Below are 22,681 nucleotides of genomic sequence, written 5' to 3'. Positions count from 1 at the left end.
CCTGCGCGGTGTCACGGGCGGGTCCTCCCTGGTCGTCCTTCGACAGTCAGGGACGTGATGCAAAGCCCGACGGTTCGCCCGAAGCCACGTGACCAGCCTCACCCCCGCCACCGAAACCGCAGGTCACGCCACCTCACAGACCCCTCCCACCCCATCGTGAACGCGCCGAAAATCAGCGTTATCTTCGCGCAATGGGGCGGCAACCTCCCGCCGCCACCATCGGTCCATGACGGCGTCGAGTAATCCGACAGCTCCACGCGACGAGTCCAAGGCAGTCCACTTCGACAGTACGGCGCACCTCATGAACCGGATCAGCAGCCAGCTCGCCAGCCAGCTCAGCCTGGTGTCGCTCGACGGCAGGCGGCGCCCCGAGCCGCCCGCGCTCGTCGTGGTCGCCCACGGCAGCCGCGACCCGCGCGCCCTGAGCACCGTCCGCGCGCTCCTCGACAAGGTCCGCGCCCAGCGCCCCGGCCTCCCGGTCCACCTCGGCCACATCGAACTCAACGAGCCCCTGCTGACCGACACCCTCACCGGACTCGGCGACCGCGAGGCCATCCTCGTCCCGCTCCTCCTCAGCCGCGGCTACCACGTCAAGCGCGACATCCCCGAGATGGCCGCCGAAACGGCGGTACGCGCACGCGTGGCCCCCGCGCTCGGCCCCCACCCCCTCCTGGTGGACGCCCTGCACGCCCGCCTGGTCGAGGCCGGCTGGCGCACCCGCATGAACGACTGGACGCGCGGACAGAGCGCCGTGATCCTGGCGGCGGCAGGCTCCCGCGACCCCGAGTCCAAGGTCGACACGGGCCGCACGGCCCAACTCCTCTCCGACCGCCTGGGCGTCCCGGTGGTCCCGGCCTACGCCACGACAGCCGCCCCGAGAGTCCAGGACGCCATCGACGCCCTGACGGCGAGCGGCCGCACCAGGGTGGCGATCGCCTCCTACTTCACAGCTCCCGGCCGCTTCGCGACGGAGTGCGCGGAGGCGGCACCCTGGATAGCGTCGGCGCCGCTGGGCACGCACCAGGCGATGGCAGACCTGCTCTTGCACAGGTACGACCAGATGATCAACCTCAGGGGCGCGGGGAACGGCGCGACCAGCCACCCACAACCCGCACTCGCCGGATAACCGCACTCGGCAGACGAACAGGCGCACCCCGTAGGCGCACCCCGTTTGTCAGTCCCTGCCCGTACTGTCGAGTCATGTCGTACGACCTGTCGTCAACAGACCGCTGGGCCCCGGAGCCGGACAAACGCCCCGGCCGCACCGCCTTCCAACGCGACCGCGCCCGAATCCTCCACTCAGCAGCCCTGCGACGCCTCGCGGGAAAAACCCAGGTCGTCACCCCAGGAACCCGCAGCCAGGCCTGGGACGCCAGCCCCAGAACCCGTCTCACGCACTCCCTGGAGTGCGCCCAGGTAGGCCGCGAACTCGGCGCGGCCCTCGGCTGCGACCCCGACCTCGTGGAAGCGGCCTGTCTCTCCCACGACATGGGCCACCCCCCGTTCGGCCACAACGGCGAGCAGGCCCTCAACGAATTCGCCGACGACTGCGGCGGCTTCGAGGGCAACGCCCAGTCCCTGAGACTCCTCACCCGCATCGAGCCCAAGCGGTTCACCGAGGAGGGGTCCGTGGGTCTCAACCTCACCCGCGCCACTCTCGACGCCGCCACCAAATACCCGTGGCCCCGCGAACCGCACGGGTCCCCGAAGTTCGGCGTGTACGAGGACGACCGCCCCGTCTTCGACTGGGTCCGCAAGGACGCCCCCGGCACGCGCACGTGCTTCGAGGCCCAGGTCATGGACTGGTCCGACGACGTGGCGTACTCCGTCCACGACGTCGAGGACGGCCTGCACGCCGGCCACATCGACCCCAACTGCCTGCACGCGGAACCCGAACGCCAGGAGGTCTTCGCGGTGGCCCTCGGCCGGTACGTCCCCGAGGACACCGACCCGGCGGAGCTGGCCGCGGCCCTCGACCGGCTCCAGGACCAGCCCTGGTGGCCGCACGGCTACGACGGTTCCGCCGTCGCCCAGGCCCGCCTCAAGGACGCCACCAGCCAGCTCATCGGCCGCTTCTGCCTCGCCGCCGAGGGCGCCACCCGCGCGCGCTACGGCACCGGGCGCCTCACCCGCTACACCGCCGAACTCGTCGTACCCCACGAGACACGGCTGGAGTGCGCGGTCCTGAAGGCCGTCGCCGACCGGTACGTCATGCAGCGCGCCGAGCAGGAACGGCTCCGCGCGGACCAGCGGATCGTCGTCGCGGAACTCGCCGAGGCGCTCACCGTCCGCGCCCCGGACGGTCTGGAGCCCCAGTTCCGCGCGCTCTTCGACGCGGCCCCCGACGACCGCGCCCGCAAGCGGGTGATCGTCGACCAGATCGCGTCCCTCACGGACGCCTCGGCGCGATCGCTTCACGCACGACTGACGGGGCACTCATGAGACATATGTGTCCTGGGTGACGCGAATCGAGCCCGAATGTGACCCTCCGTGGCCTGATCGGGCCACTCCCTCTTCCCCCATCACGCTCTGTGCGGGACGCTCCCATGTGGCGGCACCCTTACGAGGAGGCATCAAGTGGTCGACGCGGATCAGACATTCGTCATCGTCGGAGGCGGTCTCGCCGGCGCCAAGGCGGCCGAGACGCTCCGTACGGAGGGCTTCACCGGCCGCGTGATACTGATCTGCGACGAACGCGATCACCCGTATGAGCGCCCTCCCCTCTCCAAGGGCTATCTCCTCGGCAAGGAGGAACGCGACAGCGTCTTCGTGCACGAGCCGGCCTGGTACGCGCGCAACGACATCGAGCTGCACCTCGGCCAGACCGTCGACGCGATCGACCGCACGGCCAAGACCGTCCGCTTCGGTGACGACGGCACCCTCGTCCACTACGACAAGCTCCTCATCGCCACCGGCGCGGAACCCCGCCGCCTCGACATCCCGGGCACGGGCCTCGCGGGCGTCCACCACCTGCGCCGCCTCGCCCACGCGGAACGGCTGAAGGGCGTACTGGCCGCGCTCGGCAGGGACAACGGCCACATCGTGATCGCCGGGGCCGGCTGGATCGGCCTGGAGGTCGCCGCGGCGGCCCGGGAGTACGGCGCCGAGGTCACCGTCGTCGAGCCCGAGCCGACCCCGCTGCACTCCGTCCTCGGCCCCGAGCTCGGCGGCCTCTTCGCCGACCTGCACCGCGAGCGCGGCGTCCGCTTCCACTTCGGCGCCCGGCTCACCGAGATCGTCGGCCAGGACGGCATGGTCCTCGCCGCCCGCACCGACGACGGCGAGGAACACCCGGCGCACGACGTCCTCGCCGCGATCGGTGCCGCCCCGCGCATCGCCCTCGCCGAGGCCGCCGGGCTGGAGATCGCCGAGCGCCCGTACGGCGGCGGCATCGTCGTCGACCAGCAGCTGCGCACCTCCGATCCGGACATCTACGCCGCCGGCGACGTGGCCTCCTTCCACCACGCCCTCTTCGACACCCGGCTGCGCGTCGAGCACTGGGCCAACGCCCTCAACGGCGGCCCCGCGGCGGCCCGCGCGATGCTCGGCCGCGACCTCGCCTACGACCGTGTGCCCTATTTCTTCTCCGACCAGTACGACTTGGGGATGGAGTACAGCGGGTGGGCGCCCCCGGGGTCGTACGACGAAGTGGTGATTCGCGGGGACGCGGGGAAGCGTGAATTCATCGCGTTCTGGGTGAAGGAGCGGCGCGTGCTGGCCGGGATGAACGTGAACGTGTGGGACGTCACAGAGCCCGTACAGCAGCTGATCCGCTCGAAGACACAGGTGGACACCGAGGCGCTGGCGGACCCGCACGTTCCGCTCGAAAACCTCGTCTCATAGTTGTCAGTGCACCACCGTAGAATTCACGCGTGGCAGGACGGATCAACGACGAGGACGTGAAGGCGGTACGGGACGCGGTCCCGATCGACGCCGTGGTGTCCGAGTACCTCCAGCTGCGCAACGCGGGCGGTGGCAACCTCAAGGGCCTCTGTCCGTTCCACGACGAGAAGTCGCCGTCCTTCCAGGTCAGCCCGAGCAAGGGACTCTTCCACTGCTTCGGCTGCCAGGAGGGCGGCGACACCATCACGTTCGTGATGAAGGTCGACCACCTCACCTTCTCCGAGGCCGTCGAGCGCCTCGCCGGCCAGGCGGGCATCACCCTGCGCTACGAGGAGGGCGGCTACAACCCCGCCCACCAGCGCGGCGAGCGGATCCGCCTGGTCGAGGCCCACAAGATCGCCGCCGACTGGTACGTGGAACAGCTCGCCACCAGCCCGGAGGCCGACACCGGCCGCAAGTTCCTCGCCGAGCGCGGCTTCGACCAGTCCGCCGCCGAGCACTTCTCCGTGGGCTACAGCCCCCAGGGCTGGGACCACCTCACCCGCTACCTCCGCGGCAAGGGCTTCACCGACAAGGAGCTCCTGCTCTCCGGCCTGTCCCAGGAGGGCCGCCGCGGCCCCATCGACCGCTTCCGCGGCCGCCTGATGTGGCCCATCCGCGACATCGGCGGCGACGTCGTCGGCTTCGGCGCCCGCAAGCTGTACGAGGCCGACACCGGCCCCAAGTACCTCAACACGCCCGACACGGCGATCTACAAGAAGTCCCAGGTCCTCTACGGCATCGACCTCGCGAAGAAGGACATCGCCAAGGCGTCCCGCGCGGTCGTGGTCGAGGGCTACACCGACGTCATGGCCTGCCACCTGGCCGGGGTCACGACGGCCATCGCGACCTGCGGCACTGCCTTCGGCGGCGACCACATCAAGATCCTCCGCCGCCTCCTCATGGACAACGGCTCGGCCCGCGTGATCTTCACCTTCGACGGCGACGCGGCCGGCCAGAAGGCGGCCCTGCGCGCCTTCGAGGACGACCAGAAGTTCGCCGCCGAGACCTACATCGCCATCGCCCCCGACGGCATGGACCCCTGCGAACTGCGCCTCGCCAAGGGCGACGAGGCGGTGGCCGAACTGGCCGAACCCCGCACCCCCCTCTTCGAGTTCGCGCTCCGCCAGATCGTCGTCCGCTACGACCTCGACACCCCCGCGGGCCGGGCGGCGGCCCTCGACGAGGCCGCCCCCATCGTCGCCCGCATCAAGAACAGCGGCGCCCAGCACGAGGTCGCCGTCCAGCTCGCCGGCATGCTCGGCATCCTCGACACCCAGTTCGTGGTCAAGCGGGTGGCCCAGCTGGCCCGTTGGGCCCGCGACCGCGGCGGCAAGGGCCCGGCCCCGGCGGGCCGCGGCCCGCAGCAGCCGTACGAAGGCGCTCCGCGGTCTGCGGTGGCGGGCCCGGCCCTCACCCTTCGCAACCCCGTCTTCGCCACGGAACGCGAACTCCTGAAACTCGCCCTCCAGCGCCCCGAGCTGGTCTCCCCGGCCTTCGACGCGTACGGCATCGACGAGTTCACCGCCGCGCCCTACGCCGCCGTACGCCTGGCCATCATGGAGGCGGGCGGCGCCGAGTACGGCGTACAGGACCCGCAGGACTATCTCGTCCGGGTCCGCGAGGCCGCCCCCGACGACGCGGTCCGCGCGATGGTCACGGAACTCGCGGTCGAGGCGATCATGCGCAAGACGGTCGACGAGATCTACGCGGGCGTACAGCTGGTGGCGGTCCGCCGCCGCGCCGTCGAGCGCCGGATCCGTGACATCCAGAGCACACTCACCCGGCTCGGTCAGCACAGCGATCCCGCGCAATCGGCCGCGGTACAGAACGAATTGTGGGTACTCCAGCAGTACGACCAGGCGCTGCGAGAGCACGGAGCCGCAGCTCTCTGAGCGTGTCGCGTCCGTCAGGGTAACCACCCGGTCACGGACCGGACTCAAAAAGTCACCGCACGCCCCTCGTGGCGGCTATGTGTCGTACTCCACACTGGGTTCCGGTGCCTGAGTCCTCGGAGCGCGGCCGATCCGTCCCCAGCGGGTCCCAGACCCCCGCGGTTCCGCTCATCGCGTACGGGACGGAAAGCGGCGAGGCCGCCGACTCCGCCCCCGAAACAGCGCTGCCGCTCACTTCTGCAGCGATCATCCTGGAGGTCGCCCCCGTGCAGACCCAGACCCTCACCCAGACCGAGAACAGTACGGACGGCACGGAGCCGGACGCGGAGACCGACGTTCTTGTCGCGGTCCCCCCGCAGAACCGTGTCGTGCACCACCCCGAGGCGGAGCCGGAAGAGCCGCCGGCCGACGCCCTGGAGAGCGCGGAACCCGCCGAGCCGGTCGAGACGCGGGTAGCGGCCCGCGCCCGTACCGCCGACACCGGTGGCCCGTCCTCCGACCTGTTCCGCCAGTACCTCCGCGAGATCGGCCGCATTCCGCTGCTCACGGCCGCGGAGGAGGTCGAACTCGCCCGGCGCGTCGAAGCCGGCCTGTTCGCCGAGGAGAAGCTCAGCAACACCCCCGACCTGGACAGCCAGTTGGCGCTCGACCTCGACCGCATCGTCGTCATGGGCCGCATGGCCAAGCGCCGCCTGATCGAGGCGAACCTCCGCCTGGTGGTGTCGGTGGCCAAGCGGTACGTGGGCCGCGGGCTGACCATGCTCGACCTGGTCCAGGAGGGAAACCTGGGCCTGATCAGGGCTGTGGAGAAGTTCGACTACGCCCGCGGCTACAAGTTCTCGACGTACGCCACCTGGTGGATCCGCCAGGCCATGTCCCGGGCCCTCGCCGACCAGGCCCGAACCATCCGAGTCCCCGTCCACGTGGTCGAGTTGATCAACCGCGTCGTCCGCGTCCAGCGGCGCATGCTCCAGGAACGGGGCTACGAACCGACCCCGGAGGAAGTCGCCGCGCACCTCGACCTCCCGCCGGAGCGGGTCAGCGAGGTGCTGCGGCTCGCTCAGGAACCGGTGTCCCTGCACGCGCCGGTCGGCGAGGAGGACGACGTCGCGCTGGGCGACCTGATCGAGGACGGCGACGCGACGAGTCCCGTGGAGTCGGCGGCCTTCCTGCTCCTGAGGGAGCACCTGGAAGCGGTGCTGTCCACGCTGGGCGAGCGGGAACGGAAGGTCGTCCAACTCCGGTACGGCCTGGCCGACGGCCGGCCGCGCACGCTGGAGGAGATCGGACGGATCTTCGGCGTGACGCGGGAACGGATAAGGCAGATCGAGTCGAAGACCCTGAACAAGCTCAGGGACCACGCCTTCGCGGACCAGCTGAGGGGTTACCTGGACTGACGCCGGGTGCGGGCGCGTGGGGGCTGATCGCGCAGTTCCCCGCGCCCCTAAGCATCTCCGGCTGAGCCTGCGGGCAGGCGTGCCGCTAGGGGCGGCACGGGTGGGCGCAGGCGGCACCCCGCCAGCGCGGGCGAGCGTCACCCACCCCCACCCCAGCCCCCACTGCGCGCGCCCGGTCAGTCCACCTCAGCCACCGCCTGAGCGAACTGCGCCTTGTACAACCGCGCATACGCCCCGTCCGCCGCCAGCAGATCCCCGTGCGCCCCCTGCTCGACGATCGACCCGTTCTCCATCACCAGGATCGTGTCCGCGTCCCGGATCGTCGACAGCCGATGCGCGATCACGAACGACGTCCGCCCGTGCGCGAGCTTCGCCATGGCCTTCTGGATCAACACCTCGGTACGCGTGTCCACCGAAGACGTCGCCTCGTCCAGCACCAGGATCGTCGGATCGGACAGGAACGCCCGAGCGATCGTGATCAGCTGCTTCTCACCCGCGCTGACCCCGGTCCCCTCGTCGTCGATCACCGTGTCGTACCCGTCGGGCAGCGTCCGCACGAACCGGTCCGCGTGCGCCGCCCGGGCGGCCTCCTCGATCTCCCCCCGAGTGACCTCCCGCGAGGCCCCGTAAGCGATGTTCTCCGCGATCGTGCCGCCGAACAGCCACGTGTCCTGGAGCACCATCCCGATCCCGGCCCGCAGCTCGTCCCGGGACATCCGCGCGATGTCGACCCCGTCGAGGGTGATCCGCCCACCCGACACGTCGTAGAAGCGCATGAGGAGGTTGACCAGCGTCGTCTTGCCGGCGCCCGTGGGCCCGACGATCGCGACGGTGTGCCCGGGCTCGACCTTGAGCGACAGATCCTCGATGAGCGGCTTGTCGGGGTCGTACCGGAAGGACACGCCCTCCAGAGCCACCCGCCCCCGCAGCTCGGCGGGCCGCTCACCCGGCATCGGATCGGCTTCCTGCTCCTCCGCGTCCAGCAGCTCGAAGATCCGCTCGGCGGAAGCAACGCCCGACTGCACCAGGTTCGCCATCGACGCCACCTGCGTCAGCGGCATCGAGAACTGCCGGGAGTACTGGATGAAGGCCTGCACGTCACCGATGGAGAGGGCACCCGACGCGACCCGCAGGCCGCCGACCACCGCCACCAGCACGTAGTTGATGTTCGACACGAACATCATCAGCGGCTGCATGACACCGCTGTTGAACTGCGCCTTGAACCCGGCCTCGTACAGCGCCTCGTTCTGCTCGGCGAACTGCTCGGCCGACTCCTGCTGCCGCCCGAACACCTTCACGAGGGTGTGCCCGGTGTACATCTCCTCGACGTGCGCGTTGAGCTTGCCTGTCGAGCGCCACTGCTGCACGAAGTGCGGCTGCGACCGCTTGCCCACGCGGGTGGCGACGACGAACGACAGCGGCACGGTCACCAGCGCGACCAGCGCCAGCAGCCAGGAGACGTAGAACATCATCCCGAGCACACCGATGATCGTCAGCAGCGAGTTGATGAGCTGCCCCATCGACTGCTGGAGGGTCTGCCCGATGTTGTCGATGTCGTTCGTCGCCCGGGACAGCACCTCACCGCGCTGCCGCTTGTCGAAGTACGACAGCGGCAGCCGCGACAGCTTCGTCTGTACGTCCTCCCGCAGCCGGAACATCGTCCGGTTGACGGCCCGGTTGACCAGCCGCGTCGCCACCGCCATCAGCAGGCCCGCGACCAGGAACGCCCCGGTGGCGAGCAGCAGCACATGCCCCACGGCGGTGAAGTCGATGCCCTCGCCGGGCGTGAAGTCGGTGCCGCTCAGCATGTCGGCGATCGTGGAGTCGCCGCGCTCGCGCATCGAGGCGAGGACTTCCTCCTTCGACGCCCCGGCCGGCATCTCCCGTCCGACGATGCCCGCGAAGACCAGGTCGGTGGCCTTGCCGAGGATCCATGGCCCGATCGAGTTCAGGCCGACGCTGACGACCACGCAGGCCAGCAGCGCGTAGATGGTGAACCGCTCGGGCCGGAAATGGCCGATCAGCCGCCGCCCGGACACCTTGAAGTCCAGCGAGCGGTGGTCCGGGCCTGTCCCCGCCATCATGCGCCCCATGGGCCCCGCCATCAGGCCGCCTCCGCTTCCGTCAGCTGGGAGAGCACGATCTCCCGGTAGGTCTCGTTGCCGGCCATCAGCTCGTGGTGCGTTCCGGTGCCGACGACCCGGCCCTCGTCGAGGACGACGATCCGGTCGGCGTCCCGGATGGTCGCCACCCGCTGGGCGACGATCACGACGGTCGCCTCGGCGGTCTCCCGGGACAGCGCCGCGCGCAGCGCCGCGTCGGTGGCGTAGTCGAGGGCGGAGAAGGAGTCGTCGAAGAGGTAGATCTCCGGACGCTGCACGAGCGTGCGGGCGATCGCCAGCCGCTGCCGCTGACCGCCTGAGACGTTCGTGCCGCCCTGCGCGATGGGGGAGTCGAGGCCGTTCTCCAGCCCCTCGACGAAGCCCTTGGCCTGCGCCACCTCCAGCGCGTGCCACAGCTCCTCGTCGGTCGCGTCGGGATTGCCGTAGCGCAGATTGGTCGCCACGGTCCCCGCGAAGAGATACGGCTTCTGCGGGACGAGCCCGACCGTCTTCGCGAGCAGCGTCGGCTCGACGTCCGCGACCGGCACCCCGTCGACCAGGACCTCGCCCTCGGTCGCGTCGAACAGCCGGGGGACCAGGCCGAGGAGCGTCGACTTGCCGCTGCCGGTCGAGCCGATCACGGCCGTCACCTCACCGGGCCGGGCCACCAGGTCGACGGCCTTCAGCACCGGCTCCTCGGCACCCGGGTAGCGGAAGCCCGCGTCCCGGATCTCCAGATGCCCGTGCCGCCGCAGCTCCGTGACGGGGGCCACCGGGGGAACCACGCTCGACGACGTGTCGAGCACCTCCTGGATGCGTTCGGCGCACACCTCCGCGCGCGGCACCATCATGAACATGAAGGTGGCCATCATCACGGACATCACGATCTGCATGAGATAGGCGAGAAACGCGGTGAGATCGCCGATCTGCATCCCGCCGCTGTCGATGCGATGGGCGCCGAACCACACCACGGCGATCGACGACAGGTTCACCGTCGTCATGACCACCGGGAACATCAGCGCGAGCAGATTGCCGGTCTTCAGCGACATCTCGGTCAGGTCGCCGTTGGCCTTCCGGAACCGCTCCTGCTCGTACTCGTCGCGTACGAACGCCCTGATCACCCGGTTACCGGTGATCTGCTCGCGCAGCACCCGGTTCACGGTGTCCAGGCGCACCTGCATCGACCGGAACAGCGGCCGCAGCCGCCGCACGATGAGCGTCACACAGATGCCGAGCGTCGGTACGACGGCCACCAGCACCGCCGACAGCGGTACGTCCAGACCGAGGGCGAGGACGATGCCGCCGACGCACATGATGGGCGCCGACACCATGAGCGTGAACGTCATCAGGGCCAGCATCTGCACCTGCTGGACGTCGTTCGTGGTCCGCGTGATCAGCGAGGGCGCCCCGAAGTGACCGACCTCACGGGCGGAGAACGACTGCACCCGGTCGAACACGGCCGCCCGCACGTCCCGCCCGAGCGCGGACGCGGTCTTGGCGCCGTAGTACACGGCCCCGATGTTGCAGACGACCTGCGCCAGCGAGATGCCGATCATCAGGGCGCCGTAGGACAGGATGTAGCCGGTGTCGCCGTTGACGACGCCGTTGTCGATGATCGCGGCGTTCAGCGTGGGCAGGTAGAGGGTGGCGCAGGTCTGCAGGAACTGCAGCAGCACCAGCAGAGCGATGGGTTTCCTGTAGGGCCTGAGATAGGTCCGCAGAAGTCGTATGAGCACGCTGCTTCTCTCGGAGTCGGCGACAGGGGCACGGAGGTGGTTGCCCCTGGCCCCTATCGTCGAACACTCCCCCCGCGTTACCTCAACCGATTAAGCCGACAGCAGTGCTTCGTACCGCCTTACGGGTGGGACCCCTACCGGTCCCTCACATTCCGCTACGGCGGGAGCGCTACGACCTGAAGGCCCCGGGGTGGGTCTGCTCCCGCACCGACACGAACTGCTGCCGCACCGCCTGCCCCACCGCCAGATCCTCGCCCGGCTCCAGGAGCTGCGCGGCCGGCCCCTGCCACAGCGGCGGGGTGCGCGGATCGAGGGTGCCCTGCGACACCCCGAGCGCCCACGCGGCCTGCCGGGCGGCACCGAGCGCCGCGTAGTCCGCGGGCTGCGGTACGACGACCTGCGCCCCGAAGATCGCCGGCGCCGCCGCCTGCACGGCCGCCAGCTCGGCCGCCGCCCCCAGCAGGAACACCCGCCGCACCTCCACGCCCCGCCCGCGCAGCACGTCCAGCGCGTCGGCGAGCCCGCACAGCATGCCCTCGAACGAGGCCCGCGCCAGATGCTCCGCCTTCATCGACTCCCGCCGCAGCCCGGCGAGCGTCCCCGCGGTGTGCGGAAGCTGCGGCGTCCGCTCACCCTCCAGATACGGCAGCAGTACGAGGCCGTGGGAGCCCGGCGTCGACTTCATCGCCAGCTCGGACAGACTCTCCAGATCCGGCAGCCCGAGCAGTTCGGCGGTGCCGCGCAGGGTCCGTACGGCGTTCAGCGTGGTGACGACCGGCAGGTGCATGCCGGTGGCGTCGGCGAGGGAGGTGATCATCCCGGAGCTGTCGACGAGCGCCTCGGGGTGCACGGCCATCACGGACCCGGAGGCCCCGAGCGACACGACCGCGTCCCCGAGCCCGATGCCGAGCCCGAAGGCGGCGGCCATCGTCTCGCCGGTCCCGGCGGAGATCAGCAGCCCCTCCGGCGTCGTACCGGCCGCGTCCGAGGGGCCGATCACCTCGGGGAGCATGGCCTGGTGGCCGAGGGCCAGTTCCACGAGGTCGGTGCGGTAGGCGCCGGTCGCGGCGGACCAGTAGCCGGTGCCGGAGGCGCCGCCGCGGTCGGTGGTGCGGCGGACCGGGCGGCCGAGGAGCTGCCACACCAGCCAGTCGTGGGCCTGCAACAGCACCGCGGTGCGGGCGGCCGCGTCGGGCTCGTTCTTGGCCAGCCAGCGCAGCTTGGTGACGGGCTGCGCCGCCTGCGGCACACATCCCACCGCCTGCGCCCACGCCTCGCGCCCGCCGAGCGCGTCGATCAGATCGGCCGCCGGGACCTGGGCGCGCTTGTCCGCGCCGACCATGGCGGGGCGCACGGTGTTGCCCTGGGCGTCCAGCGGCACGACGGCGTTCTGCTGCGAGGACACGCCGATGGCCTGCACGCCCTCCAGGAGTCCGCCGCCGGCTGCCTCACCGAGGGACAGCAGCCAGGCCTGGGGATCGATGTCGGAGGGGCGCCCCTCCACCGGGTGCGGGGCATACCCCTGCTTGAGCACGGTGCCCGTGTCCGCGTCGCAGACGACGATGCGAGTGAAATCGGGCGAACTGTCCAGCCCGGCGACTATCCCCATGGCGAAAATTCTATGGGCAGTCCCCGGCACCGCCCGCCGGACAGGTTCCAGCCGCCCGCCGGACAACGGGTCCTAGGTGTTGCTGGTGCCCCAGTCGTCCTCGGCCGCACCGTTCGCGTTCCGGTCCCGCAGGGAGCGCACGCGCTGGGTCACCGACTCGGGAACCCGGTCGCCCACCTTCTCGCTCACCGCGTGATACGCCTTGCCCGCGAACTGGCGGCCCTGCTGCGCGGCCGACTCCGCGGTGTTGCGGACCGCGGGGTTCTGGGCGACCTGACGTGCGGACTTCTTCAGCTGCTCGTAGCGTTCCCGCCCGGCGCGGGTGCCCAGCACGTAACCCAGTGCCAGCCCGGCGACGAACGTGAGCTTGTAGCGCATGGGGGCCACCCTTCCCTCGTTGTAGCTCGGTGCCGGGGGGAACCGATTGGCGGAGCACCCCCCTGCTTGCGCTAATGTATGTGTCGCAGCGAACGCCCGCCCCCTGGCGAATACCCAGGGAGGTACGTTCGATGCAACGAGGCATTCCTCCGTAGCTCAATTGGCAGAGCAGCCGGCTGTTAACCGGCAGGTTACTGGTTCGAGTCCAGTCGGGGGAGCTTCGATCTTCCGTAGCTCAATTGGCAGAGCAGCCGGCTGTTAACCGGCAGGTTACTGGTTCGAGTCCAGTCGGGAGAGCGCATTGAACGAGGACCCCGATGGGGTCCTTTTTCATGTCTTCACCCTCGTCCCGGGAACCGCGCAGGTCACGGCGGAGTCCTTCAGGGCATGCGAAGTCGACCATACGAAGCAGGAGATCGTATGAGCGGCTATGCTGCGGCAGACGGCGCGCACACATGTACGCGACACGCCGCTATGGGGCGGTAGCTCAGCCGGTTAGAGCAGCGGACTCATAATCCGCCGGCCGTGGGTTCGAGTCCCACCCGCCCCACCATACGTAGGTCGAAAAAACGTTCTGACCTGGGAAGCGTCACCCTCTGGGGTTTGACGGGGCGTCAACATCGCAGTGCCCCCGGGATTCCGCTCACACGCTCACAGCTCGATGCCCAGACCCGTCCGCTCCCGGCAAGCGCTCCCGGCCGGTCGGAGCAGCCGTGGACGTCGTTGGGAGGAGGCTGCCGGGCTCGTCGGGTGATGGGGCCGTGGGGGTGGGAGGCATGGCACGACGCGGGGGAGTCGTGTTCTGCCTTGGAGGGCTGAGTGTCCACTGCCGTGTCCGACTCGCTCGCGATCGGGGCCGACACCCCGATCGACCTCGGCGCACTGGAACGGGCCGCGGCCGGTCCCCTCGGTGTCCGGCTCGACGACGAGGTGCTGCGACGGGTCGACGACTGCCACGCCTTCGCGCTGCGGAGGATCGGGGACGGCCGGCCGGTGTACGGGGCCACCACCGGGTTCGGACCGCTCGTCGGGTACGAGGGGCGGGCCGAGGCCAGTGACCAGTGCGACAACGTACTCGCGCATCTGACCGCCGGTCAGGGCCCCGACCTCGACCCGGAGACGGTCCGGGCGACGATGCTCGTACGGCTGGGATCCCTGTGCCGGGGGCACTCCGGCGTGGCGGTGACCGTCGTCGACTCCCTCGTCGCCGCGCTCGCCACCCCCTTCGCGCCCGCCGTCCCCCGGCTCGGCTCGCTCGGCGCCAGCGGGGACCTGGTGCCGCTCGCCTATCTCGCCCGGGCGCTGCGCGGCGAGGGGTACGCCCATCTCGACGGCCGGCGGATCCCGGCGGCCGAGGCGCTCGCCCTCGCCGGTCTCACGCCGATGGAACTCGGCGGCCGGGACGCTCTGGCCCTCGTCAACGGCACCTCGCTGACGGCCGCCGCCGCCGGACTCGCGGCGGCCTCGCTGCTCCGGTCCCGCGCCATCGCCGTACGGCTGTCCGCCGCGCTCACCGACGTCCTCGGCGCGCTCCCCGCCTTCGCCGACCCCCGACTCCTCGACGCCTTCGGGCATCCGGAGGCGGCGCGGGTGGGCGGCGAGCTGAGGGCTCTCCTCGACGGGCTGGACCCGTCCGGGACGCGGCCGTTGCAGGAGCCGTACAGCGTGCGGTGTGTGCCGCAGTTGGTCGGGGCAGCGGGTACGTCGGTGGCGCACGCGGCCGAGGTCGTTCGGCGGGACATGAACTCCGTCAGTGACAACCCGCTGTTCTTTCCCGACCGTGACCTCGTCGCGCACGGCGGGAACTTCTTCGGCCAGCCCGTCGCGTTCGCCGCCGACCTGATGACGCTCGCCGCCACCCAGCTCGGCAATCTCGCCGAGCGTCAGCTCGATCTGCTGATCGACCCGCACCGCAACGGCGGGCTGCCGCCCATGCTGTCCCCCGACCCCGGCCGGCAGCACGCCGTCCAGGGGCTCCAGGTCACCGCCACCGCGATGGTCGCGGCGATGCGCCGCAGCGCCCATCCGGCGAGCGTGCAGAGCCTGCCCACCAACCTGCACAACCAGGACGTCATCCCCTTCGGCACCCAGGCCGCCCTCAACGCCCTCGACGCGGCCCGCATGCTGCGGCTGCTGCACGGTTCGCTCGCCGTGGCCCTGCGGCAGGCGGCCCATGTCGGCGAGCGCCGGCTCGCCCCGGCGACGGCCGCGCTGGTCGAGGAGCTGGGCGTGTTCTGCCGGCCCATCGAGCGCGACCGCCCCCTGGACGAGGAGACCCGGCGGGCCGCCGACCTCCTCGACACCCTCGCCGGCCCACGGCCCTGACCCACCGCAGCGAAGGATCCGTCCCCCCATGTCCCTGCCGGACGAGAACAGCCCCTGCCATGTCATCGGCGCCCCCACGCCGTACGCCGTCCTCGAACCGCTGCTCCTGCCCGAACCGGGGCGTCCGCCCGAGGTCTGCCGACGGGCGCCGGAGTGCCGCCGTCCCGCCGAGGGGGATCTGCGGCTGCTGAGGCAGGCGGCCATGGGGATTCCGCCCGGTCTGCTGCGCGCCCCCGACCGGCCAGGCGACCGCGCCCGGTACCGCTGGATCCTGGGGCACCACGCGGCGATCGCCCTGTGGCAGCGGCTGCGGGCCACGCTGGAGGCGGCGGCGCGGGCGCCGGAACCGGCCGAGGACCTGATCGGGGCGGCGGCGCGGCTGTACGACGTGTACTCGGTTCTCTTCCTGTACGCCGGGAGCTGTACGGCCGAGCGGTACGCGGCCACCGTCCGCGCCGAGATGACGGACCGCCATCCGGCGTTCAGCGGGGAGTGGGCCCGTGACTACGAGGCCATTCCCGGGCTGGTGCGGCGGGTGCTCGAGCGTCACCCCCGTGAGCTGACGGCCCCGTTGGCCGAGGCGGCGCGGCTCAACCACCGGGTGCACATGGCGGTGGCCGAGAAGCTGGTGCCGGGCGGGGTCTCGCTGTTGCAGGAGCACGGGCGCCGTCCCGGTGAGGGGCCCACCGAAGAGGAACGCGACCTGTACGACGCGTACTTCGTGGTACGGCGGCGGCCGGTGTGCGAACCGGCCTACGACGCCCAGTTGGTCCGCCGGCTCACCCAGGTGCTGTGCGACCTGGCCGCGCACGGTCTGTCGGAGGATCGCCGGATGCGGGTGGTGCGGGTTGTCGCGGACCGGGCGGTGCCGCTGTTGCGGGGGCTGGCGGAGGACGTCGCCGCCGGGGAGCGGTGCCCGGGATCCCGTCTTCATCCGGCGAGCAGCGCCACATGAGCCATACCTTTTCATTCCATTAGTTCTCTTCGTCCCGTTCATCTCGTGAGGAGCGCCCATGACCCCGGCCGTCACCGCCGGCAAGTCCGTCCCGATGACCCCCGCGCTGTACGCGTACGTGCTCGCCCAGGCCGATCCGCCGAGCCCCGTGCAGCGGCGGCTGATCGAGCGGACGCATGCGCTGGGGCAGGCCGCGGAGATGCAGATCCCGCATGAGCAGGGGGCGTTCCTGACCTTGCTGACCCGGCTGACCGGGGCGCGGCGGATCGTGGAGGTCGGCACCTTCACCGGGTACTCCACCCTCGCCTTCGCCCTCGGACTGCCCGCCGACGGCACGGTCGTCACCTGCGACCTGTCGGAGGAGTGGACGGCCGTCGCCCGCGAGGCCTGGGAGGCCGCCGGGGTCGCCGACCGCGTCGAACTCCGGCTCGGGCCCGCCGAGGAGACACTGCGGCGGCTCCCCGAGGAGCCGGTGATCGACCTGGTCTTCCTCGACGCGGACAAGACCGGCTACGAGACGTACTGGGAGCTGCTGGTGCCCCGGGTGCGCCCGGGCGGGCTGCTGCTCGCGGACAACGTGCTGTACGGGGGCGCGGCGGCCGACCCCGGGTGCACGGGCAACGCGGCCGGCATCCGGCGGTTCAACGCCCGGGTGCGGGCCGACGAGCGGGTCGAGTCCGTGCTGCTGCCCATCGCGGACGGGCTGACGATCGCGCGGAAACGGACACCGTGAGCGAGACGCCGTACGCCGCGGGCGACGGTCCTGAGGGAGGTGCGGTGGGCATGCGCGGACAGGTCGTTCTGCTGACCGGCGGTGCGAAGGGACTCGGGCGGGCTTTCGCGCACGCGCTGGGTGCGGCGGGGGCTCGGCTGTTCATCACCGGGCGGGACGAGGCGGCGCTCGACGAGGCCGAGAAGTCGTTGCGCGCCGACGGGGTGGACGTCGAGGCCATCGCGGGGGATGTGAGTGATCCCGGGACGGTCCGTCGTACCGTCGCCCGTGCGGAGCGGGCCGCCGGTGGTGTCGACGTCGTGATCAACAACGCGGCGGTGACCGGGCCGGTGGGGCCTACCTGGCAGACCGACGCCGGGGACTGGTGGCGGGCGATGGAGGTCAACCTCAAGGGGACGCTGCTCGTGTCCGGTGCCGCGCTGGAGTTCATGACGGCCCGTCGGCGGGGGCGGATCGTCAACCTCGTCAGCCATGCGGGGCGGTACCGGTGGCCGCATGCCGCCGCGTACTCGGTGTCCAAGGCCGCGGTCATCAAGCTCACCGAGAACCTCGCCCGGGAACTGCGCCCGCACGGGGTCGCCGTACTGGACTACGACCCGGGCGCGGTCGACATCGGTATGACGCGGACCGCGCTGGCGGGGGACCTGCCCCCGGACGATCCCTGGAGTGCGGAGATGGTGCGCTGGGCGCGGCGGACCCGGGAGGCCGGGAAGATGGTCCCGCTGCACCGCGCCACCGGCATGCTGCTGCGGCTGGCCGCGGGGGACGCCGACGCGCTGTCCGGCCGCTACATCAGCTCGGTGGACGACCTGGACGCGCTGCTGCGCGGCGATCCGGAAGCGAGTGTCACCTGACCTGACAGGGCGGCCGTAGCGCGCGGGAACGGCTCATCCCACGTCTCCCGTTCGACCGCGTACGGCGGTGACGTGGGTGACCGCGGCGGACAGCTGCTCGCGGGCCGGACCCGGCAGGGCCTCTCCCCTGATGGAGTCCACCAACTGCTGGGCCGTGCGGTGGAGTTTGGTGTTGGTGTTCTGGGAGGTCATCACCAGGACGCTCCACGCCTCCTCCGCGCTCAGGGTGAAGACGGCCATGAGGATGCCGCGGGCCAGGTCGATGAGGCCGCGGGTCTGCATGGCCCGCCGCAGCTGGACGACCTCGACGCGGGCGTCCTGCGTGGCGACGCTGCCGCCGCCGTCCTCGTCGCCTTCGTCGCCGTCGGTGCCGTCGCTGCTGTCGTCGTCCGGCAGGAACAGGGGCAGGGTGGCCGTGAGCGTGAACACCCGCTCGGCGCTCGGGCTGATGCCGCGGATCGTGACCGTCTTCGACTGCTCACGGGCCTGCTGACGGATCCCCAGCAGGGCGTTGAGCCCCGAGCAGTCGCAGAACTCCACCCCGCCGAGGTCCAGGTCGATGCCCTCGCGGGCGCGGACCAGCGCGGAGCGCAGCGCCTGTTGGAGCACCTGGTCCGTGGAGAGGTCGAGGTCGCCGTCCAGCGTGACGAGCATCCGGTCACCCTCGGGGCGGGCACAGACCGTCAGCCGTGCCGCGCCGGTGCCGCCGGCCAGTCGCTCGCAGTCATCGGCGTGCCCGCACCCGGAGTGTGCCGCCTCTGGCATTGGTCCTCTCCCGTGAGCCGAACCAGCTGACCGTCTTCCGTCATCAGATTCGCCCCCGTGTGGACCTACGTCAAGGGATACGTGAAATTGGTTTCGTGTATTTTCTTGCGCGAACCCTCGGGCGTACGATGTGCCCATGGGAGGAGCGACGGAATCGCACACGGGATGGACGTTCATCACCAACCACGCGCGGGTGCTGGCGGTCATCGCCGAGAACCAGAACGCGCGGGTCCGTGACATCGCCGCGCACTGCCGGCTGACGGAACGCGCCGTCCAGAAGATCATTTCGGACCTGGAGCAGAGCGGCTATCTGTCCCACAAGCGCGAGGGACGCGGCAACACGTACGAGATCGAGGAGGGGGCGATCCTGCGGCACCCCGCCGAGGCCGGGCTCACCGTGGCGTCCCTGCTGGCACTGCTCGCCCACGTGGAACGCGAGGGCGGCCCCCGGTGAGGAGGCCGCCCAAGGTGTTGCGGGGGAGGATCGTCAGCTGGTCGTGACGGCCGTGTCGTCGATGACGAAGCTGGTCTGGAGCGAGGAGTCCTCGACGCCGCTGAACTTCAGGGCGACCGTGGTCCCCGCGAAGGCCGAGAGGCTGAAGGACTTCTGGACGTACCCGGAGGCCGCGTTGAGGTTGGAGTACGTGGCCAGGGTGGTCGAACCGGCGGTGACCGTCAGCTTGTCGTACTGCGTGCTGGTGGTGGTCTCGGCCGTGTCGATGTGCAGGTAGAAGGTGAACGTGGTGCCCGTGCAGCCGCTCGGGATCGTCACCGACTGGGAGAGCGTGTCGGTGTGGGTGGAGCCGTAGCCGTCCAGCCAGGCCTTGTAGGAGCCGGTGCGGGCGGCCTGGCTGCTGGAGCTGGTGATGACCCCGCTGGTCGCGGTCCAGGTGGTGTTGCCGGACTCGAAGCCCGCGTTGCCCAGGAGCTGCGTGGAGGTGCAACTGCCGCCGCCACCGCTGGAGTTCACGGTCCAGGTGAAGGTCGCGGTGCCGGTCGCACTGGCGCTGTCGGTGACCGTGACGGTCGTGCTGTAGGTCCCCGCGGTCGTCGGAGTGCCGGAGATCAGGCCCGTCGAGCTGCTGATCGACAGGCCGGTCGGCAGGCCGGTGGCCGCGTAGGTCAGTGAGCCGCTGTTGGTCGAACTGGCACTGATCTGGAGGCTCACGGCGGTGCCGACGGTCGAGGTCTGGCTGCCCGGGTTGGTCACCGTGACGCCGGTCGTCGGGACGGTGATGTGGCTGCCGACGTTGATGCCCGCGAAGGCGTTGCCGACCCCGGCGTACTGCGTGGAGCTGGTGCCGTAGAGGGCCGCGGCGGCGTTGAGCGCGGCGGTGCGGGCGCCCGCGTAGTTGGTGCTGGACGTCATGTACGTCGTCAGCGCCTTGTACCAGATCTGGAGGGCCGCGGCCCGTCCGATGCCGGCGACGGCGACCCCGTCGGAGGTGGGGCTGTTGTAGGTGACGCCGTTGATGGTCTTGGAGCCGCTGCCCTCGGAGAGCAGGTAGAACATGTGGTTCGCGGGGCCGGACGAGTAGTGCACGTCGAGGTTGCCGACGCCGGAGTACCAACTGTCCGCCGACGAGCCGTCCTTGTCGGGCTCGTCCATGTAACGCAGCGGCGTGCCGTCGCCGTTGATGTCGATCTTCTCGCCGATGAGGTAGTCACCGACGTCGGTGGAGTTCGCGGCGTAGAACTCCACGCCGGTGCCGAAGATATCGGAGGTCGCCTCGTTCAACCCGCCTGATTCACCGGTGTAGTTGAGACCGGCGGTGTTGGAGGTGACGCCGTGGGTCATCTCGTGGCCGGCCACGTCGAGGGAGGTCAGCGCGTGGGTGCTGCTGGTGCCGTCGCCGTAGGTCATGCAGAAGCAGTCGTCGTCCCAGAAGGCGTTGACGTACGCCGTGCTGTAGTGGACGCGGCTGTAGGCGGCGACACCGTCGTTCTTGATGCCGCTCCGGCCGAAGGTGTTCTTGTAGAAGTCCCAGGTGACCTGCGCGCCGTAGTGCGCGTCGACGCCCGCGGTCTGGGTGTTGGAACCGGAGCCCGTGCCCCAGGTGTCGTCGGAGTCGGTCATCAGCGTGCCGGTGCCCGACGTGCCGTTGTTGAGGCTGTACGTCTTGTGGCCGCCGCGCGTGGTGTCGTACAGCTGGTACGTCGAGCCGGACAGCGTGGTTCCGATGGTGACCGTGCCGCTGTACTGGCTGTTGCCGGTGCCGGTCTCGATGCCCTCGAAGCGGGAGAGTTCGGCGCCGGTGGTGGCGTCGGTGATGACGTGCAGCTTGCTGGGCGTGCCGTCGTCCTGGAAGCCGGTGACGACCGTCTCCCAGGCCAGCTTCGGGGTGCCCTCGCCCGCCCAGATCACCTTGCGGGCGCTCTCGGCGGCCGGGCTGGTCGCGTCGAGCGCCTTGGCGGTCTTCAGCGCCTTCGACTGGGCGGCGGACTTGGTGTAGGTCGCGGTCGTCGACTTGACCGAGACGGTACGGCGGTTGTTGTTGAAGGTGGTGCTCACGGTGCCGGCGGCCAGCGTGGCCGGGGGTGTGTGCACGACGAGGTCGCCGCCGAGGACGGGCAGCCCGGCGAAGGTGCGCTCGTAACGGGTGTGCAGCGTGCCGTCGTTGTCCTTGACGACGTCCTTGACGACCAGCTTCTCCTTGGCGCCGAGGCCGATCGACTCGGCGGTCGCCGCGGTCCTGGCGTCGGCGCTCTTGATGAGTGCGGTGCGCTGGGCCGGGGAGAGCTTGGCCTCCAGGCCTCCGGTGCGCAGCGGGCTCGGGTGGGGGGATGCGGGGGCGGCGGTCGCGGGTACCGACTGTATGCCGAGGGCCAGCAGCGCGGCGGTGGCCGCCAGGGCTCCGGCGGTGGCCGCCGGACGGGGGGTTCGTCTCACTCTTGCTCCTACTGCGACGGCCGCGCTGCGGCGGCCGGTGACAGACCGGGCAGACGGGATGTGCTGTCCGGGACGAGCTGAGCAGGGCCGTGCGGGAACCTTTGCGCGGGGCGTGTGGAGCCTGTGCGCAGGGTGGAGGAAGAGTGACAGAGTTGACGGTGGCATGTCAGCCGGGTGGGAGTCATTCGAGGGTTAACCCTCTATGGGCCCGCTGACCTGTGTGTTTGCTGTGAGCCCGGTCGGCGGTCAGCGGCCGGCGGCCGCCAGGACGGCTTCCAGCTGCCGGAGGGGTTCGGGCCCGGTGAAGCGGAGTACGACGGTGTCGGCGCCGGACGCCCCCAGCGCGCCGATGCCCGCGGCGGCCTCCGCCGCGCTCCCGGAGACCGTGAAGACCTCCTCCTGCGGGCGGCCCAGCCAGGCGCCGTGGCCCTCGGTGTGCGGGTGCAGGGTGCGGGCCACGGCGTCGGGGTCGTCGTCGACGCAGGCGAAGGCGAACACGTTCAGCGAGTGGTTGCTCAGTGAAGGGTCGTCGCCCGCGCCGCCCTTGGCGAGCAGCGTCCGGATGTGCTCCAGATCCCGCGGGCCGTGCCCCTCCGCGATGAGCGTGCCGTCCGCGATCCGCCCCGACAGCTCCAGGGAGCGTGGCTTGACCACGCCCGCGACCAGCGGCGGCGGTTCGGCGGGCGGGTGGACGAGCTCGACGCCGTCGATCCGTACCTCCCGGCCGTCCAGGGTGACCCGCTCCCCGTGCAGCAGCGCCCGTACGGCGGTGATCGTCTCCTCCAGGAGGGCCAGCGGGGAGCGCGGGGCGACACCGACCTGCTCCATCCACTCCCGGACGCCGTGTCCGATGCCGGCGACCAGACGGCCCGGGAACACCCTTGCCAGCGTGGCCAGTTCCATCGCCAGGAGCGCGGGGCTGCGCAACGGGGCCGGGGCGATGCCGATGCCCACGCGCAGCCGCTCGGTCGCGCCGAGGGCGACGGCGGCCGCCGAGACCCCGCCGTTCCAGCTGAGGTCCTCGACCACCCAGAGGTCGTCCGCGCCGAGTTCCTCGGCCCGGCGGGCGAAGGCGGGCAGGTCCTCGGGGGCCCAGTCGCGGTCGTACATCACACCGATGCGGAGGTTCGCCATGCTCGTCATGCATCGGAACCTATGGT

Annotated in this window: 17 protein-coding genes and 3 tRNA genes; 13 read left to right on the top strand and 7 right to left on the bottom strand. The window is 70.9% G+C overall.

Annotation, left to right across the window (positions count from 1 at the left end; genetic code table 11):
- Nucleotides 1–226 precede the first annotated feature (226 nt).
- The 5 genes from ABZ928_RS45565 to ABZ928_RS45545 all read left to right on the top strand — a co-directional run bounded on the left by ABZ928_RS45565 (nucleotide 227) and on the right by ABZ928_RS45545 (nucleotide 7,174).
- Nucleotides 227–1,126 (top strand): sirohydrochlorin chelatase, encoded by a 900-nt coding sequence (locus ABZ928_RS45565; RefSeq protein ID WP_361533274.1) that lies wholly within the window; start codon nucleotides 227–229, stop codon nucleotides 1,124–1,126.
- Between the two features lie 74 nt (nucleotides 1,127–1,200).
- Nucleotides 1,201–2,442, top strand: a complete 1,242-nt coding sequence (locus ABZ928_RS45560; RefSeq protein WP_361533271.1) for a deoxyguanosinetriphosphate triphosphohydrolase — start codon at nucleotides 1,201–1,203, stop codon at nucleotides 2,440–2,442.
- 135 nt (nucleotides 2,443–2,577) lie between these two features.
- Complete coding sequence (locus tag ABZ928_RS45555; RefSeq protein ID WP_361533268.1) at nucleotides 2,578–3,843, top strand: FAD-dependent oxidoreductase; 1,266 nt, start codon at nucleotides 2,578–2,580, stop codon at nucleotides 3,841–3,843.
- 29 nt (nucleotides 3,844–3,872) lie between these two features.
- On the top strand, nucleotides 3,873–5,777 hold the full coding sequence (gene dnaG, locus ABZ928_RS45550) for a DNA primase (RefSeq protein ID WP_361533265.1): 1,905 nt from the start codon (nucleotides 3,873–3,875) through the stop codon (nucleotides 5,775–5,777).
- 104 nt (nucleotides 5,778–5,881) lie between these two features.
- Nucleotides 5,882–7,174, top strand: a complete 1,293-nt coding sequence (locus ABZ928_RS45545) for an RNA polymerase sigma factor (protein ID WP_361533262.1) — start codon at nucleotides 5,882–5,884, stop codon at nucleotides 7,172–7,174.
- Nucleotides 7,175–7,350: 176 nt separating this feature from the next.
- On the opposite strand, the gene ABZ928_RS45540 is transcribed toward ABZ928_RS45545, so the two are convergent.
- The 4 genes from ABZ928_RS45540 to ABZ928_RS45525 all read right to left on the bottom strand — a co-directional run bounded on the left by ABZ928_RS45540 (nucleotide 7,351) and on the right by ABZ928_RS45525 (nucleotide 12,999).
- Nucleotides 7,351–9,279, bottom strand: a complete 1,929-nt coding sequence (locus ABZ928_RS45540; RefSeq protein WP_361533259.1) for an ABC transporter ATP-binding protein — start codon at nucleotides 9,277–9,279, stop codon at nucleotides 7,351–7,353.
- Entirely contained in the window at nucleotides 9,279–11,012 is a 1,734-nt protein-coding gene (locus tag ABZ928_RS45535) for an ABC transporter ATP-binding protein (protein ID WP_361533256.1), read from the bottom strand. The genes ABZ928_RS45540 and ABZ928_RS45535 overlap by 1 nt, the downstream gene beginning before the upstream one ends.
- Nucleotides 11,013–11,181: 169 nt before the next feature.
- Nucleotides 11,182–12,621, bottom strand: a complete 1,440-nt coding sequence (locus ABZ928_RS45530) for an FGGY family carbohydrate kinase (protein ID WP_361533253.1) — start codon at nucleotides 12,619–12,621, stop codon at nucleotides 11,182–11,184.
- 72 nt (nucleotides 12,622–12,693) lie between these two features.
- Complete coding sequence (locus ABZ928_RS45525) at nucleotides 12,694–12,999, bottom strand: YtxH domain-containing protein (RefSeq protein WP_361533250.1); 306 nt, start codon at nucleotides 12,997–12,999, stop codon at nucleotides 12,694–12,696.
- A 145-nt stretch (nucleotides 13,000–13,144) separates the two neighbouring features.
- On the opposite strand from ABZ928_RS45525, the gene ABZ928_RS45520 reads away from it, so the two are divergent.
- The 7 genes from ABZ928_RS45520 (at nucleotide 13,145) to ABZ928_RS45490 (ending at nucleotide 17,866) form a co-directional block, all read left to right on the top strand.
- Nucleotides 13,145–13,217 (top strand) — tRNA-Asn (locus ABZ928_RS45520).
- 6 nt (nucleotides 13,218–13,223) lie between these two features.
- A tRNA-Asn gene (locus ABZ928_RS45515) sits at nucleotides 13,224–13,296 on the top strand.
- 179 nt (nucleotides 13,297–13,475) lie between these two features.
- Nucleotides 13,476–13,552, top strand: a tRNA-Ile gene (locus ABZ928_RS45510).
- A gap of 266 nt (nucleotides 13,553–13,818) precedes the next feature.
- Entirely contained in the window at nucleotides 13,819–15,324 is a 1,506-nt protein-coding gene (locus ABZ928_RS45505) for an aromatic amino acid ammonia-lyase (protein WP_361533247.1), read from the top strand.
- A gap of 28 nt (nucleotides 15,325–15,352) precedes the next feature.
- On the top strand, nucleotides 15,353–16,279 hold the full coding sequence (locus tag ABZ928_RS45500) for a hypothetical protein (RefSeq protein WP_361533244.1): 927 nt from the start codon (nucleotides 15,353–15,355) through the stop codon (nucleotides 16,277–16,279).
- 58 nt (nucleotides 16,280–16,337) lie between these two features.
- On the top strand, nucleotides 16,338–17,012 hold the full coding sequence (locus ABZ928_RS45495) for an O-methyltransferase (protein WP_361533241.1): 675 nt from the start codon (nucleotides 16,338–16,340) through the stop codon (nucleotides 17,010–17,012).
- Nucleotides 17,009–17,866: an SDR family oxidoreductase gene (locus tag ABZ928_RS45490; protein ID WP_361533238.1), complete on the top strand. Its 858-nt coding sequence runs from the start codon at nucleotides 17,009–17,011 to the stop codon at nucleotides 17,864–17,866. Before ABZ928_RS45495 ends, ABZ928_RS45490 begins: the two co-directional genes overlap by 4 nt.
- 33 nt (nucleotides 17,867–17,899) lie before the next feature.
- On the opposite strand, the gene ABZ928_RS45485 is transcribed toward ABZ928_RS45490, so the two are convergent.
- Nucleotides 17,900–18,631: an ANTAR domain-containing protein gene (locus tag ABZ928_RS45485; protein WP_361533235.1), complete on the bottom strand. Its 732-nt coding sequence runs from the start codon at nucleotides 18,629–18,631 to the stop codon at nucleotides 17,900–17,902.
- A gap of 136 nt (nucleotides 18,632–18,767) precedes the next feature.
- Between ABZ928_RS45485 and ABZ928_RS45480 the strand changes: the two genes are divergently transcribed.
- On the top strand, nucleotides 18,768–19,085 hold the full coding sequence (locus tag ABZ928_RS45480; RefSeq protein ID WP_361533232.1) for a MarR family transcriptional regulator: 318 nt from the start codon (nucleotides 18,768–18,770) through the stop codon (nucleotides 19,083–19,085).
- A gap of 33 nt (nucleotides 19,086–19,118) precedes the next feature.
- On the opposite strand, the gene ABZ928_RS45475 is transcribed toward ABZ928_RS45480, so the two are convergent.
- On the bottom strand, nucleotides 19,119–21,521 hold the full coding sequence (locus ABZ928_RS45475; RefSeq protein ID WP_361533229.1) for a M4 family metallopeptidase: 2,403 nt from the start codon (nucleotides 21,519–21,521) through the stop codon (nucleotides 19,119–19,121).
- A gap of 246 nt (nucleotides 21,522–21,767) precedes the next feature.
- Complete coding sequence (locus ABZ928_RS45470; RefSeq protein ID WP_361533501.1) at nucleotides 21,768–22,655, bottom strand: LLM class flavin-dependent oxidoreductase; 888 nt, start codon at nucleotides 22,653–22,655, stop codon at nucleotides 21,768–21,770.
- Nucleotides 22,656–22,681: the final 26 nt, after the last annotated feature.

The organism is Streptomyces sp. NPDC046909 (assembly GCF_040644695.1).
In the GTDB taxonomy this organism is placed as follows: domain Bacteria; phylum Actinomycetota; class Actinomycetes; order Streptomycetales; family Streptomycetaceae; genus Streptomyces.
This window is presented reverse-complemented; position numbering and strand designations above follow the sequence as displayed.

Bases quoted from the DNA above. Each gene is read 5' to 3' on its own strand.
- ABZ928_RS45470 (WP_361533501.1), bottom strand. From the start codon at position 22,655: ATGGCGAACCTCCGCATCGGTGTGATGTACGACCGCGACTGGGCCCCC.
- ABZ928_RS45560 (WP_361533271.1), top strand. From the start codon at position 1,201: ATGTCGTACGACCTGTCGTCAACAGACCGCTGGGCCCCGGAGCCGGAC.
- ABZ928_RS45495 (WP_361533241.1), top strand. From the start codon at position 16,338: ATGACCCCGGCCGTCACCGCCGGCAAGTCCGTCCCGATGACCCCCGCG.
- ABZ928_RS45530 (WP_361533253.1), bottom strand. From the start codon at position 12,621: ATGGGGATAGTCGCCGGGCTGGACAGTTCGCCCGATTTCACTCGCATC.
- ABZ928_RS45480 (WP_361533232.1), top strand. From the start codon at position 18,768: ATGGGAGGAGCGACGGAATCGCACACGGGATGGACGTTCATCACCAAC.
- ABZ928_RS45540 (WP_361533259.1), bottom strand. From the start codon at position 9,279: ATGGCGGGGCCCATGGGGCGCATGATGGCGGGGACAGGCCCGGACCAC.
- ABZ928_RS45500 (WP_361533244.1), top strand. From the start codon at position 15,353: ATGTCCCTGCCGGACGAGAACAGCCCCTGCCATGTCATCGGCGCCCCC.
- ABZ928_RS45485 (WP_361533235.1), bottom strand. From the start codon at position 18,631: ATGCCAGAGGCGGCACACTCCGGGTGCGGGCACGCCGATGACTGCGAG.
- ABZ928_RS45525 (WP_361533250.1), bottom strand. From the start codon at position 12,999: ATGCGCTACAAGCTCACGTTCGTCGCCGGGCTGGCACTGGGTTACGTG.
- ABZ928_RS45565 (WP_361533274.1), top strand. From the start codon at position 227: ATGACGGCGTCGAGTAATCCGACAGCTCCACGCGACGAGTCCAAGGCA.